The following is a 13,912-nucleotide window of genomic DNA, read 5'->3' as shown; positions in this document are numbered from 1 at the left end:
AATGCTGCGGCACAACCATCCCTGCAGCACAACGTCCGCGACTTCTCGGTTTCGGACCCGCGCCATGCAGCGCTCAGTGAGTGCGTGCATCCCCGCCGAGCGCCCGAGCCAGCACGCCTCGAAGCAGGCCGGCCTGCGCCGCGCTCCCGCGCCAGGCCACGATCTGATCGGGACGGATCAAAGCGAGGTCGGCCTCGTAGAGATCGCGCAGGGCCCGCGGCAAGGTGACGATCTCGACGTCGACACGCAGCGGCCCCATGGCCTCACGTAGTTGATCCTCATCGAGGTCGCTGCCCTCACACCGCAACAGCGTCCATTCGAAGCCGAAGCGGTCGTACAGCGAGATACCTTGCTCCAGCCAGGCGTGCGGCGCGCGGCCGCCGGGACAGGCGCTCGGCACGTAGGCGTTGGCCGCATCCGGCGGCGGCCGGGTGCCATCGGGGATGATGATCGGTGAGCCATCATAGCGGCCGCCAAAGGTGACGCCGGGGATGTTGAACTCGGCGCGCGCATGCTGATCGAGATAGGCGCTGGCGATGCGCCGTGCCTCGTCGCCGGCCGCGGTCGCGTCCTCGATCTCGGGCACCGCGGCAAACAGGCCGAGCGAATCCGCAAAGCCGCGCGCGTAGTCGGTGTTGCGCAGCGCCACCGGACGGCGCTCGGCCTCGTAGCTGTCGAGCAGCGAGACGGGGCTCGTTTCCTTGACGACGCTCGCGATCTTCCAGCCGAGATTGACCGCGTCCTCGATCGCGGTGTTGTAGCCGAGCCCGCCGGTCGGCGTGAACAGATGCGCCGCATCGCCGCCAAGGAAGACCCGGCCGCGCTGCATGCTCTCGGCGACCAGCGCATGCCCCGCGGTCCAGGTGAGATGCGAAAGCACCTCGCAGGGAATGGGCGCACCGCAGGCGCGCTGGAACGCTGCCCGCGCATCGTCGGCGGTGACAGCGCTTTCGTTCTCGCCGGGCCGAAGCTGGGTGTGGAAAGCGAACTCGTCGCGTCCGTTCACCGCGGCCATGAAGGCGCGGCGGTCGCGGTTGAAGCAGACATACATCCAGGCCCGCGCATGCGGGACGCTGGCGTAGAACTCCGGCGAGCGCAGATAGACCGCGAGCATGCGGCCGCCCATGAAATCGCGCTGCACGCCCGTCGTTCCGCCATAGATGATCCCGAGCGACTGTCGCACTTGGGAGCGCGGACCGTCGGCCCCGATCAGGAAATCAGCCGCGATCTCGAGGCGCGCGCCGTCGCTGACACGCTCGACCTCGGCGGCAATGCCGCCGTCGGTAACGGCATGGCCGATCAACCGGTGCCCGTAGTGCAACTGAATGCCCGCAAGGCGCGCGGCATGCCGGCGCAGGATTTCTTCGACGAATTTCTGCGACACCCGGTGCGGCAGCTCGGCCGCGCTCCATGAGCCGGACAGGCCCTTCACCAGTTCCGTCGCGCGCGCCGCGGACGGCAATTGAAAACGTGCCAGCTCATGCGCCGTGTAGCGCGTGAAATAAGCGACGTCGGTCGGGTAGTCCGCGGGCAGGCCGGCGCGCCGGACCTCGTCGGCGAATCCGAGCCGGCGGAAATGCTCCATCGTCCGCGCCTGCGTCGCGTTGGCCTGCGGGTTGAACGCCGTTCCCGGCTTCTCGTCGACCAGGATTGCGGACACGCCGCGGCGGCCAAGCTCGTTGGCCAGCATCAGCCCGCACGGACCGCCGCCCACGATCAGCACCGAGGCGCTCAGACGTTCGATCACGGCGCTCCTCCTCGCAATGGAGGAATGCTAGCGCGCCCCGCGAATTAGTCAATCAGCCTGACTATCTGGTGTCGTCGAGCGTGTCGAAGCGGGCGCCATAGGCCGACAATCCCTGCAGAATCGCGTCCATCGCGGCCTTGCCGAGCTCCTTGCGCATCTCGGCTTCCGCCACATCCACGGCATCGCCAAACGCCTCCAGCCATGTCAGTCCGGCCGGCGTGAAGCGGACGAGGCGCGCGCGCCGGTCGCTCGGATCGGCCTCGCGCGACACCAGCCCCAGCTCGGCGCATTGATCGACCAGTTCGCCCATCGCCTGCTTGCTCATCGAGGCCCGCCGCGCGAGCTCGGTCAGCCGGGTGCCCTCGACGTCGAGGTTGCGGGTGAGGCTGACATGGGCAATCCGCGTCTCGCCGTGACCGCTCTCCGCCATCAATTGGAGAACCCGGGATTCGAACCGGCGCACCGCATTGTTGAGCAGCCGGCCGACATTGGCGTGACGCCATGCCGTCTGCCCGGTGGGCCGCGCCTTGCGTTGATCTCGCGCTGTCATATCGGGACTACCTCGCCATATCGAACCACGCCGGGTCAACGTCGCAGACGCAAGGTGAAATCGGGAAACGCGTGAGATGTCACGCGAAGAATGGTCGGAACGGCACGATTCGAGCCTGCGCCCCCAGCGTCCCGAACGCAAATAGCGAACGAAAAGGCCAATAGGGAAAATGAAGTTTGCTCGTGATTGACGACCATTTTCGCCGTCTGTTCACAGGGGTTCGGTGGTCAACCGGTGGCCGGCCTGCTCACGCGCCAGGCGAGCCCGCTCTACCGTCGCCGATGCAAATCGCTTGACCGCCGCCGCGTCCCGTCGCCAGCTTCAGCAAATGTTCGCAATAGCCGCGAAGCTGACCGTCAGCTCGTAGCAGCGCACGGCGCACGCAGTGATGCCACGCTTCGCCAGATCGGTAATCGTGCGGACGGTGACGCCGAACAGGTCCCAAGCGCGGCGCCGCCGATGGTCTCAGCCATGATCCAAATTGCATTTGGCCGAAACGAGATCGCTAATGAAATGGTGAGGCCACCAACTAAAACGGTTGCCCTATAGCATGACATGGCTCGACGCTCACCAAGCAATCCGCAAAATTGATTATTAGATCTACTATCTATTATGTCTTGATGTCGCGAGGCAACAATTGCTGCAACGGCAAGCGCCATGTGTGGGGCAAAATCTGCAACCCGTGCCACAAATCGAAGTATACTCGCATCTACCAATAGGCTCCGCCTTTATCGGCTTATGTGGAGCCCCTTTGGCATGTGCCACAGATAGGCCCAGTGGTATCAACACCGCGAGGAAGACAACCAATCGCATTGACCCTCCTTCTTGCTTGTCTTGCATCACATTCAAGAATTGAACTATAACGCAAACGCAACCCATAGAAACGGCATTTATCAGCCGCCGGTCAAATCAGGCCTCCGTTAGGGAACATCGGGTGTGCGGGTCAGATCGATCTCGGGACGTCGAAAATTTTCTTTTTTTTGGTAAGCGATATGCCGGAAGGTGGCATCCCCAGCCCGAAGCGGATGCGCTGAACCGCGCCACCAGCCGGCGAGCTCATGTATAGCCGTGCATTGCGTCTTCCGCCGCAAGCATTTCGTCGAGGAGATCCCATGCACCCGACGCTTCGGCTTCCGACATCTTCCGGATGGCGTAACCGACATGAACCACGACGTGATCGCCGGGCTCGATAGCTTCATGCTGTAGCAAAAACAGACTCACCGTGCGCTCGATGCCTTTGGCCTCGCATCGCGCCATGACTCCGTCACTCTCCACGACCCGCATCGGGATGCCAAGGCACATCTCGGTTCCACCCGCAAATACTTGAGTCTGAAATCATAGCCCGATCGACGAACTCGATTTGACGTGGATCAAGATAAGGGAATCATATTCGCTGCATAGAATATGTGGCGTCTGATCTCGCGGGGATTTCCATGCGGACCAATGTCGCGGCGACCACCACGCTGGTGCTCGGACTCGGCAATATCCTGCTGAGCGATGACGGCATTGGTGTGCACGTCATTCGGGCCCTCGATGCGCTTGAATGTGCGGGCGAGATACCGCCTTGTGTTGCTCTGCGGGATGGCGGGACGCTCGGGCTGTCCCTGTTTTCGGAGATCGAAGATTTCGGCTCGCTGATCGCCGTCGACGCCGTGGAACTGGGCGCGAAGCCCGGCACCGTCAAGATCTTTCAAGGTCCGGAGATGGACCGGCAGCTCACGGGCAAGAAGCGGACGGCTCATGAGGTCGCGCTTGCCGACCTGATGTCGGCGGCGCGGCTGGCCGGCTGCGAGCCGGCGCGCCGGGCGCTGGTCGCAATTCAACCTGAATCCACCCAATGGGGCCTGTCGCTGACGCCCGCGGTTGGCGCGGCCATTCCCTCCGCGTGTCAGCAGATCAAAACACTGCTCAGCAGGTGGCACCATGACAGTTGAAGCGGATGCCGCGGCGCGGTTCCGCACGGGGATGACCGACAGCCTGCTCCGCGAGATCGCCCATCACCTCGGTGTGCTTGCCAAAACCGGCGCATGCGCGGCGATCGATCTGTGCAGCCTGCCTCTCACGGCTGCGGACCGCAGCGAATTGGAAGCCCGGTTGGGCCATGGTGACCTGGAGGCCGTTTTGACCGCAGCCGGCACCAGCGAAATCTGGGAGACGCGCTATGCCGGCGTGTGGTGGGTTCGCCATCTCGGCGCCGGGGACAAGCTCGCCGCCGAACGCATTGAAATCACGGCGTCCCCGGAGATCCTGACAAGCCATGCGGCCGACATCGCTGCGGCCAGCAACAGACTGGCTGAAGACCTGATCGACCGCGTCTCTTCAGAGGATGCCGAAGATGCATGAAACCGAGACGATCGGCGAGCTCTTGACGCGCAGCGGCGTCTCGCGCCGCGCCCTGCTGAAATATACGACCTATCTTGCCAGCCTTCTCGCATTGCCCCCGATGGCCGCGAAGGGCATGGCTGAGGCGTTGGCGAATACGCGCCGCCAATCCGTGATCTGGCTCTCGTTTCAGGAATGCACCGGCTGCACGGAATCGCTAACGCGTTCGTTCGGTCCAACCATCGAGGACATGATCTTCAATCTCATCTCGCTCGACTATCACGAAACGCTGATGGCGGTGTCGGGTACTGCCGCGGAAGCGGCGCGCCTGGCTGCCATGAAGGAGAACAAGGGCAAATATGTCGTCGTGGTCGACGGCTCCGTTTCGACGAGGGATGGCGGGGTCTACTCCACCAACGCCGGCAAGACCAACCTCGAGGTGCTGAAGGAGACGGCCGCAGATGCAGCCGCGGTGATCTCCGTCGGGACCTGCGCGGCCTTCGGTGGCATTCCCCACGCAAATCCCAACCCCACCGGCGCAGTTGCCGTCAGCGACATCATCACCGACAAACCGGTGATCAATGTCTCCGGTTGCCCGCCCATTCCGGAAGCCATCGCCGGCACGGTTGCCTATCTCGTGACGTTCAACAAGCTTCCCGATCTCGACGACAAGGGCAGACCGAAAGCGTTTTTCGGCGATACGATCCATGACCGCTGCTATCGCCGGCCGTTCTACGACAAGGGGCAGTTCGCCAAGCAGTTCGACGATGAGGGAGCGCGCAAGGGCTGGTGCCTCTATGAAGTCGGTTGCAAGGGGCCCGTGACTTACAATGCGTGCGCGACCATGAAATGGAATGGTGGCGTCTCTTTCCCGATCCAGTCGGGACACGGCTGTCTGGGCTGTTCCGAACCGAATTTCTGGGATCGTGGCAGCTTCTACCAGCCACTTTCTTCAAACACGTTGAATGATCCGGAGATCATCGGCGGCGCCGCGGCTGCGGGCGCGGCGGTCGGGATTGCCAGCGCATGGCTGGCGCGGCGACGCAAACAACGAGCAGAGAGGGAGGCCCAGCCATGAGCCTGCTGGATTTCGTGCGCGGACCCGCGATCGAGATCGCAATCGCGATATTCGTGGGCGGCGTGTTGTGGCGGCTCGCGTCGCTGCTGCTCCTGCCCTGGACCAGCGACAGATCGGCGAGGCGAGCTGATGCACCGCATGCCGTGGTTGGCGCGTTCCGTGGCTTCGTGCGTCACCTATGGCCCGCGAACACCTATCTGCGCGCCTCGTTGTTCAGCACGGTGAACGGCTATGTTTTTCACGTCGGCCTTGCCATCATCGTGTTCGGACTGGCGCAGCACATTCTCTTCCTGCGTGGATTGTTCGGCTTTTCATGGCCGAATCTGCCCACCGGCGTGATCTCGGCCGCCTCGGTGGTCACGCTGGCGTCGCTCCTGGCTGCGCTGGCGCGACGGATGACGAATCCGGTCTTAAGACTGCTTTCGACGCTTGACGACTACTTCAGCTGGCTGGTGACGTTACTTCCGGTCGCGACGGGGCTGATCGCGGTGAGCCACCTATGGGCGCCGTACGAGACGCTCTTGTCCGTGCACCTCCTGACCGTGTGCCTGTTCCTGATCTGGTTCCCGTTCGGAAAACTCATGCATGCCTTCCTCGTCTTCCTGACCAGGAGCGAGACCGGGATCTTCTACAGCCGCCGGGGAGTCGAGATATGAACCAGCGCATCGTCGTCGATCCCATCACGCGCATTGAAGGGCATCTGCGGATCGAGGCGGAAACAGATCCCCATGGCGCCATCACCGGTGCGTACAGTTCCGGCACGATGGTGCGCGGCATCGAACTGATCCTGAAAGGACGCGATCCGCGCGAGGCCTGGGCTTTCGCTCAGCGCATATGCGGCGTGTGCACGCTGGTCCACGGCATCGCCAGCGTCCGCGCCGTGGAGAATGCGCTGGGATACACCATTCCGCCGAACGCGCAACTCATCCGCAACCTGATGATTGCCGCACAATATGTGCATGACCATGTCATGCACTTCTATCATCTGCATGCGCTCGACTGGGTCGACGTGGTGTCGGCGTTGAAGGCCGATCCGGCGGCAACATCGCAACTGGCGCAATCGATCTCGAGCTTCCCGAAGTCGAGCCCGGGCTATTTCGCGGACACGCAGAAGAGACTGAAAGCCTTCGTCGAAGGCGGTCAGCTCGGCATCTTTGCAGGTGGATTCTGGGGACATCCCGGATTCAAGCTGCCGGCCGAAGCAAACCTGATGGCGGTCGCGCACTATTTGGAAGCGCTCGCCTGGCAGCGCGAGGTGGTGCAGATCCACACCATCTTCGGCGGCAAGAATCCGCATCCCAATTTCCTGGTCGGCGGCGCCCCGTCAGCGATCAGCCTGAACACCGGCGGCACCGCCATCGGCATCGACGGCCTGCAGACGGTGAAGACCGTGATCGGCCGAATGAAGGATTTTGTCGAGCAGGTCTATCTGCCGGACACGCTGGCCATCGCCTCCTTCTACAAGGACTGGTTCGCGCGCGGCGAAGGCGTGGGCAACTTCCTGACCTACGGCGACTTCCCCGAAAAGGGCATGGACGACCCGGCCAGTTGGCTGATCCCGGCGGGCGCGATCCTCAATCGCGACCTGACCACGATCCATCCCGTCGACATGAACAATTCGGAGGAAATCCAGGAGTTCGTCTCCCATTCCTGGTACGACTATGCAAGCGGCAAGGACAAGGGCCTGCATCCCTACGAGGGTGAGACCAATCTGCATTACACCGGTCCCAAGCCCCCCTTCGAGCAGCTCGATGTCGGCGCGAGCTATTCCTGGCTCAAGGCGCCGCGCTGGAAGGGCCATGTCATGGAGGTCGGTCCGCTCGCGCGCGTGCTGATGCTCCATGCCAAAGGTCACGAGCCGACGCGCGAACTGGCCGGTTACGCGCTGGGCAAGCTCGACCTGCCGCTGACGGCGATGTTCTCGACCATGGGACGCACAGCGGCGCGCGCGCTGGAAAGCAAGATCGTCGTCGACCAGATGTCGACCTGGTACGACCGTCTTCTTTCCAACATCCGCGCGGGTGATCTGAACGTTCACAATTCGAACAAGTGGGATCCCTCGACCTGGCCCACCGAAGCCAAGGGTGTCGGCTTCATGGAAGCGCCGCGCGGGGCGCTGGCGCATTGGGTGGTGATCAAGAACAAGCGCATCGATAATTATCAGGCCGTGGTGCCCTCGACCTGGAACGCGGGGCCGCGCGATTCCAAGGGCCAGCCCGGACCTTACGAAGCGGCATTGATGGATCGCCACACGCTCCACGATCCTCGGCAGCCGCTCGAGATCCAGCGCACGATCCACAGCTTCGATCCGTGCATCGCCTGCGCGGTGCATGTGATCGATCCCGACGGCGAAGAGCTGATACAATTGCGGGTGAGGTAAGGCGATGGGCGGCGAAATCGACGTCGAAGCAGCCAGCAGAACGTTCCTGGCGCGAACCGAGGAACATCTGGTCAGCTATCTCGAGGCCTGCGTCCATTGCGGGAACTGTGCCGAAGCCTGCCACTTCTATCAGGCGTCCGGAGATCCACGGCATACGCCCGCCTACAAGCTGTTTCCGATGGCCAAGGCCTATCGCCGGCAGAAATTCCCGCTCTCCCTCTTCGCTCCCCGCATCACGGAAGAGGACCTCAAGGAATGGGAGGAACTGCTGTTCGATACCTGCACCATGTGCGGTCGATGCACCACGATCTGTCCGATGGGGATCGACATCGCTTCCATCGTGGGCGGCGCGCGGCAGGCCTTCGTCAAGGCAGGACTTGGGCCGAAGGACCTTCTGCAGGCCGCCGACAATTCGCGCGACCATGGAAGCCCGCTGGGCGTGACAGCCGACAAGCTGCGCGATCGCATCGAATGGCTCGAAGATGAGCACGACGTGCCCATCGCGCTCGACAAGGACAAGGCCGACATTCTGCTGACGCTCTCGTCCGTCGAAACGATGAAATACCCCGATTCCGTGGTGGCCATGGCCAAGCTGCTCAACCACGTGGGCGTCGACTGGACGCTGAGCACCAAGGGCTATGAAGCCACGAATTTTGGCTATCTGGCCGGCAAGGCAGACGTCGCCCGGATCATGGTTCAGCGGATCACCGAGGCCGCCGAGGCGGTCGGAGCCAAGACGGTCGTGATTCCGGAGTGCGGCCACGCGTTCGGTGTACTGCGCTGGTCGGGCGCCAATGTGCTCGGCCGCCCCCTGCCCTTCGCAGTCGTGCACATTTCGGAATTCATGGCGCAGCTCAAGCGCGACGGCAGGCTGAAGCTGAAACCGATCGAGGAGTCGATCACCTATCACGATCCTTGCCAGATCTCCCGTCGCGGCGGCGCGACCGAGGATGCGCGATTCCTCCTGCAGGATTTCGCGAAGGACTTCCGCGAGATGACCCCGACCGGAGATCTCAACTGGTGCTGCGGTGGCGGCGGCGGCGTGCAGGCGATCGCGCGCGCAGCCGATCTTCGCCACAAGGTCTTCAAGATCAAAATGGATCAGGTGGAGAAGACCGGCGCGAAGACGATGGTCTCGGCATGCTCAAACTGCCGGCTGACCATGGACGAGAGCAAGGCCCACTGGAAATGGGAAGGCGGACTCGCGAGCCTGGTGGAGATCATTGCGGATCACCTGATCGAGGACGCCCCGGCAAAGACGCAAGGGTGACGGCTCATAGTCGTACGCCCTGCAGCGGCGGACGGCGGAGCGGCGCAGACTGCGTCGCCCGCTCCGTCCGCCGCGGGTCCGCGCAGCGTCAGGACGTTCGCCTGATCAGGAACTCGAACTGCTTGCCTTCCGACTTGGATTCCAAGAGATCATTTCCGGTCGTGCGACAAAACGCCTCGAAGTCTTTCACAGCGCCGGGATCGGTGGCGAGCACTTGGAGCGTGCCACCGATCGGCACGTCCTTGAGCGCCTTCTTCGCGCGCAAGATCGGCAGCGGGCAGTTCAATCCCTTGGCATCGAGAACCTGGTCAGCCATCCTGTCTCTCCGTCATTTCTGGTGCTGGGTCCGTGACACGTTCAAATGAACAGGTTGATGTCGCTCTTGGTCGCCGTCTCGATGTAGGTCGCAGCGCCCCCGAGCACCGGCCCCTCGATCATGTCGTCCTTGGTGTACTCGAACAGATCCATGGTCATCTGGCAGGCGATCATCTTGACGTCGGCTTCGATGGCCATCGTGCGCAACTCCTCTATCGATGCGACCCCCTTCTTCTTGATCAGGTTTTTCATCATCGTCGTCGCCGCCGCGTCGACGCCGGGGATGGCCGATACGAGATTCGGCATACCGATGTGCATTCCAAACATCGGCATCTCCATGGCCGGATTGCCGAGCGTAGAGATTTTCAGGTCGAGATTCTTCTTGAGCAGCGTCAAGCCGTAGAAGGTGAAGAACATGGTCACGTCGAGGCCCATGGCCGCCGCTGTCGTGGCCAGGATGAAGGGCGGATAGGCCCAATCCAGCGTCCCCTTGGTGACAATCATCGACATGCGCTTGGTATTGTTGTCTTCGGCCATTGCATCTCTCCGTTTGGTCTCTCGCAGGCGCAACCGCGCGCGTCATTGGATTCCTGCTATTGGATTCCTGCTTTCCAACGCACGACCATCAGCACGAGGACTGCGAGGAACAGCGTCTCGGCGACGATCAGCGCGATCGCCCGGCCGCCGACATCGGCCATCGCCTTGAGCGACGTCTTCATCCCGAGCGCTGCGATCGCCGTCACGAGGCACCACCTTGAAATGTCCTTGATGACGGCAAGCAGGAATGCGGGAATGACGCCGGCGCTGTTGAGCATCACCAGAACGGCGAACACCACCAGGAACCCCGGCAGTTGGCGCCCGGCCTTGCCGACGCGATGGGCGCGGAACACGTAGGACAGCATCACGACGACAGGCAGCAGCATGGCAACCCGGAGCAGCTTGGTGAAGGTCGCGACGTTTCCGGTCTCCTCCGACACGCTGAAGCCGGCGCCAACCACCTGCGCCACGTCGTGAATGGTACCGCCAAGAAACATGCCGACGGCAGCGTGATCGAGATGGAATCCTGCGATCACCAGCGGATAGACGATCATCGCGATCGTGCTGAGCGCCGTCACGCCGATCACGGTAAAGACCGTGTCGCGTTCGTGGTGCTCCCCCTTGGGCAACACCGACGAGATCGCCAGCGCCGCCGACGCTCCGCAAATCGCCACGGCCCCGGAGGTGAGGATTCCGAACGGCCGGCTCAACCCCATGGCGCGGGAGGCCAGCGCGCCGAACAGGATGGTCAGGATCACCGCGCCGACGACCGTGATCACGGGCGTCGGGCCGAGCTTCATGATCTCGGCAATCGTGATCTGCGCCCCGAGCAGGCCGACGGCGACGCGCAGGATGCGCTTTGAGGCGAGTTCGATGCCGGCAACGCAGCGCCCCTCCTGCGACAGGAAATAGAAGGCCATCCCAAGCAGCAAGGCGAACAGCATGACCGGCCCGCCATAGTGCTCGGACAGGAAGGTTGCCGCGATCGCGATGATCAAACTGGCCAGGACGCCCGGGAAGTAGGTCGGCAGCGACATGAAGGCCGCGAGGCCGCGACTTATCATCGATGTCCTGATTGCGGCGGTCTCAGTCACAGCCTGTCCACTTCCTTACGCGCAGCCAGCGAAATTCTCGGCAGCCATCTTCGCTTCATAAGGGGCGGCGGCCGCCGTGCCCGGCACGAGGCCGGCCTTGGCAGCAGCCCAGTCCTTCGGGCGCACCTTGACCATCCATCCCTCGCCATACGGGTCGGTGTTGGCGAGCTTGGGCGCTGCGTTCATTGCATCGTTGACCTCGACGATTTCCGCATTGAAGGCGACCTTTGCCGGGCCGACCCACTTGCCGGATTCGATCGTGGCGCAGGACTTGCCCGCATCGACCGACCGGCCGGCCTTCTTTGGTGTGAAGGCGACAAGCTGACCGGCCATGGCCGCTGCCACAGCGGTCATCCCGAGCGTCACGGTGCCGTCGGCGTTCTCGCGATACCAGATGTTGTTTTCGACGTCGTAGAGAAGGTCGTCGGGAAGGTTGCAGCCGCGGACGATGGGCATCGTCTTCTCCTTGTCTCAAATGGTTTCGTTGGCTTGCGTCGATGCGTCGAGTTGACGTAGCGGCCGGGACGCGCAGCAGAACTCGCCGAGCCCGGCCACCTCCAGCTTGCCTCCGATGAACAGCATGAGATGCCGCGCGACCATGGCGCCCAGTCGCAGCCGCCGGGCGACCTGCGCGTGGCCTGGCTCGAGGCGCACCAGATTGTAGTGATAGACGAGCTCGCGGCAGGTTTCGCGGCAGGCGTTGAAGCTTGCATCGCCGCGCGCGCCCTGCCGATGCAGCGCCAGCAGGCGAAACGTCTCGACCTGGCGATCGGTCGGGATCTCGCCGTGCGCAGCGAGCCATGTTTCGAGAATCGTTTCGCCGAGCTGCAGCAACTCCTCGGCGAGCGGCGCGGCGGCCGCCCCGAGTGCAGCATCGGACGCGGCCAACATGCCGTCCAGCCGCTCCGCGACGTCGTCGAGGCTCGTGATACCGATATCCGCCATCACCCGAGCCCTCGCGCACGCAACAGACCGGTCGAATCCGAGAAATTCTCCTGCACGCCGACCTTGCGCGCCGACAGCCCGAGCGCCATGCCGAGGAGCTGGGTGAAGTACAGGATCTTGACGCTCGTCTTGCGGCCGAAGACCTTTTCCGCGCGCACCTGATGCATTTCGAGCCCGGTGTGGCAGGTCGGGCATTCGGTGGCGATCACGTCCGCGCCGCAGGCCTCGGCCGTCGTGAGCAGGTTGAGAACGAGCTTGGTCGAGGTGTCGCTGTCGGACAGCGTGTGAGCGCCGCCACAGCATGCCGTCTTGAGCGGGTACTCGACGTTCTCGGCCCCCGCCGCAGCCAGCAGGTCGTCCATGAAATGGGGCTTCGAGGTCGATTCCGAGCCGGGCCCCTTGTCCTTTTCCGGAAAGATGTGACGCGGCCGCGTGTACATGCAACCGTAGTAGTTGGCGACCTTCAGGCCCTTGAGCGAGTTCTTCACGCGTGTCTTGAGGCCCTGTTCGCCGACGGATTCCTTGATCCAGTCGAGCGCGTGAATGGTCGTGACCTTGCCCGCTTCGTAGGTCGCGTGGCCGGCCTTGCGCGACAATCGGTCCGTCACTTCACGCGACGCGGGATCCTTGGCAAGGTCGTATTCGGCCTTCTTGAGATTGTGATAGCAGCCGTTGCAAGGCGCCATCACCGTATCGAACCCCATCGCATCCGCGATCGAGAGGTTGCGGGCCGACAGATAGGTCTGCAGCTTGGGATCGATGTTCTTGACCTCCATGGCGCCGCAGCAGTTCCAGTTCCTGAGCTCGACCAGATCGAGGCCGAGTGCCTTGCCGACCTCCCGGGTGGAGCGGTTGTAGGCGTGCCCGGTTCCTTCGAGCGCGCACCCCGGATAGTAGGCGACCCGCTTGTGTTTGTCGCTCATCACTCAGCTCCCTGAACGTCCAACCGAAGCGCCTTGCGGGCCGCTGCTTCACACTCACGGACATACTCGTCGATCGCTAGGCTGGCGCCCCCCCATCCGCGCGTGCGGGGACGGACCACGCTGGCAAGTCCCAACTTCACCAGGAGGCCCACCGGCAATCGGCTGGCGAGACTGCGTATCAGTTCGACGAGCCACCCCTGCGACAGGGACTGCCCGGTCCGCGCGAAGAACCGGCGCAGCACGCGGCCCTCCTCGATCTTGCCGGTGGCGAAGACCTGCTCGGAGAAGACCTCATCGAACGCGGTGGACGGCTTCTTCTCGGTATGGCCCTTCAGCTCCAGCCAATGTGCCGTGGCCTTCATCACGCCTTCGGGACTGACGTCGCGAGGACAGGCATAGGTGCATTTGTTGCAGGAGACGCACTGCCAGATGATGTCCTTGTCGCGCAGCAACTCGCTTTCGAAGCCCATTCGGATCAGGTAGATCCAATAGCGCGGGTTGAAGTCGGGATTCACGGCGTTGATCGTGCAGGCATTGGTGCATGAGCCGCATTGCCAGCAGCGGTGGATGAACTCGCCTCCCGGGAGCGCCGCGATCTCCTCCTGCATCTGCTCGTTGTAGTCGGTAATGGCGCGTGAGGTGATGAACGTGCTCCAGTGCCCGGAGACATCGACGCCATCAATTTCCAGGTGCTCATGCGTGACGAGATTCTCTGGCCGGATCAGCGATTTTTCGTGAATCGGCATGGATG

Annotated in this window: 16 protein-coding genes; 6 read left to right on the top strand and 10 right to left on the bottom strand. The window is 63.0% G+C overall.

Annotated features, from left to right (window positions below; translation table 11 throughout):
• Positions 1-73: 73 nt before the first annotated feature.
• From ACQR1D_RS30715 to ACQR1D_RS30705, 3 genes are all read right to left on the bottom strand, one after another.
• Positions 74-1,690, bottom strand: a complete 1,617-nt coding sequence (locus ACQR1D_RS30715) for an FAD-dependent oxidoreductase (RefSeq protein WP_434894266.1) — start codon at positions 1,688-1,690, stop codon at positions 74-76.
• A 118-nt stretch (positions 1,691-1,808) separates the two neighbouring features.
• Positions 1,809-2,297, bottom strand: coding sequence for a MarR family winged helix-turn-helix transcriptional regulator (locus tag ACQR1D_RS30710; RefSeq protein ID WP_315802249.1), 489 nt, complete (start codon positions 2,295-2,297; stop codon positions 1,809-1,811).
• Between the two features lie 1,056 nt (positions 2,298-3,353).
• Complete coding sequence (locus tag ACQR1D_RS30705) at positions 3,354-3,599, bottom strand: HypC/HybG/HupF family hydrogenase formation chaperone (protein ID WP_434840376.1); 246 nt, start codon at positions 3,597-3,599, stop codon at positions 3,354-3,356.
• Between the two features lie 131 nt (positions 3,600-3,730).
• On the opposite strand from ACQR1D_RS30705, the gene ACQR1D_RS30700 reads away from it, so the two are divergent.
• Genes ACQR1D_RS30700 through ACQR1D_RS30675 form a run of 6 tightly spaced genes read left to right on the top strand, consistent with a single transcriptional unit; the run spans position 3,731 to position 9,347 of the window.
• Complete coding sequence (locus ACQR1D_RS30700; RefSeq protein WP_315802247.1) at positions 3,731-4,231, top strand: HyaD/HybD family hydrogenase maturation endopeptidase; 501 nt, start codon at positions 3,731-3,733, stop codon at positions 4,229-4,231.
• Positions 4,221-4,640 (top strand): hydrogenase expression/formation C-terminal domain-containing protein, encoded by a 420-nt coding sequence (locus ACQR1D_RS30695; protein ID WP_434840375.1) that lies wholly within the window; start codon positions 4,221-4,223, stop codon positions 4,638-4,640. The genes ACQR1D_RS30700 and ACQR1D_RS30695 overlap by 11 nt, the downstream gene beginning before the upstream one ends.
• Positions 4,633-5,697, top strand: coding sequence for a hydrogenase small subunit (locus ACQR1D_RS30690; protein ID WP_315802245.1), 1,065 nt, complete (start codon positions 4,633-4,635; stop codon positions 5,695-5,697). The genes ACQR1D_RS30695 and ACQR1D_RS30690 overlap by 8 nt, the downstream gene beginning before the upstream one ends.
• Positions 5,694-6,353 carry a hypothetical protein gene (locus tag ACQR1D_RS30685; RefSeq protein WP_434840374.1) on the top strand — a complete coding sequence of 220 codons (660 nt, stop codon included), beginning with the start codon at positions 5,694-5,696 and terminating at the stop codon, positions 6,351-6,353. The genes ACQR1D_RS30690 and ACQR1D_RS30685 overlap by 4 nt, the downstream gene beginning before the upstream one ends.
• Positions 6,350-8,077, top strand: coding sequence for a nickel-dependent hydrogenase large subunit (locus ACQR1D_RS30680; RefSeq protein WP_316178271.1), 1,728 nt, complete (start codon positions 6,350-6,352; stop codon positions 8,075-8,077). Before ACQR1D_RS30685 ends, ACQR1D_RS30680 begins: the two co-directional genes overlap by 4 nt.
• A 4-nt stretch (positions 8,078-8,081) precedes the next feature.
• The gene (locus ACQR1D_RS30675) at positions 8,082-9,347 is read left to right on the top strand and encodes a (Fe-S)-binding protein (protein ID WP_316178269.1); all 1,266 of its coding nucleotides are present in this window, start codon (positions 8,082-8,084) and stop codon (positions 9,345-9,347) included.
• Between the two features lie 88 nt (positions 9,348-9,435).
• Here the strand turns inward: ACQR1D_RS30675 and ACQR1D_RS30670 are convergent, their stop codons facing one another.
• The 7 genes from ACQR1D_RS30670 to ACQR1D_RS30640 are packed head-to-tail and all read right to left on the bottom strand — an operon-like array spanning position 9,436 to position 13,907.
• On the bottom strand, positions 9,436-9,663 hold the full coding sequence (locus ACQR1D_RS30670) for a sulfurtransferase TusA family protein (protein ID WP_315715462.1): 228 nt from the start codon (positions 9,661-9,663) through the stop codon (positions 9,436-9,438).
• 41 nt (positions 9,664-9,704) lie between these two features.
• A complete protein-coding gene (gene dsrE2 / locus ACQR1D_RS30665) occupies positions 9,705-10,199 on the bottom strand; it encodes a sulfur carrier protein DsrE2 (protein WP_315802241.1) in 495 nt (164 codons plus the stop codon).
• Between the two features lie 56 nt (positions 10,200-10,255).
• Complete coding sequence (locus tag ACQR1D_RS30660) at positions 10,256-11,263, bottom strand: YeiH family protein (RefSeq protein WP_315802240.1); 1,008 nt, start codon at positions 11,261-11,263, stop codon at positions 10,256-10,258.
• Between the two features lie 45 nt (positions 11,264-11,308).
• On the bottom strand, positions 11,309-11,749 hold the full coding sequence (locus ACQR1D_RS30655) for a glycine cleavage system protein H (protein ID WP_434840373.1): 441 nt from the start codon (positions 11,747-11,749) through the stop codon (positions 11,309-11,311).
• Positions 11,750-11,764: 15 nt separating this feature from the next.
• Positions 11,765-12,241: a hypothetical protein gene (locus ACQR1D_RS30650; RefSeq protein WP_434840372.1), complete on the bottom strand. Its 477-nt coding sequence runs from the start codon at positions 12,239-12,241 to the stop codon at positions 11,765-11,767.
• On the bottom strand, positions 12,238-13,161 hold the full coding sequence (locus tag ACQR1D_RS30645) for a CoB--CoM heterodisulfide reductase iron-sulfur subunit B family protein (protein WP_316238274.1): 924 nt from the start codon (positions 13,159-13,161) through the stop codon (positions 12,238-12,240). The genes ACQR1D_RS30650 and ACQR1D_RS30645 overlap by 4 nt, the downstream gene beginning before the upstream one ends.
• Complete coding sequence (locus tag ACQR1D_RS30640; protein WP_316178264.1) at positions 13,161-13,907, bottom strand: 4Fe-4S dicluster domain-containing protein; 747 nt, start codon at positions 13,905-13,907, stop codon at positions 13,161-13,163. The genes ACQR1D_RS30645 and ACQR1D_RS30640 overlap by 1 nt, the downstream gene beginning before the upstream one ends.
• Positions 13,908-13,912 lie beyond the last annotated feature (5 nt).

Origin of the sequence: Bradyrhizobium sp. HKCCYLRH2047 (assembly GCF_051168175.1) — a bacterium.
In the GTDB taxonomy this organism is placed as follows: domain Bacteria; phylum Pseudomonadota; class Alphaproteobacteria; order Rhizobiales; family Xanthobacteraceae; genus Bradyrhizobium.
The sequence above is the reverse complement of the archived record's forward strand: the minus strand, read 5'-3'. Positions and strand labels throughout refer to the sequence as shown.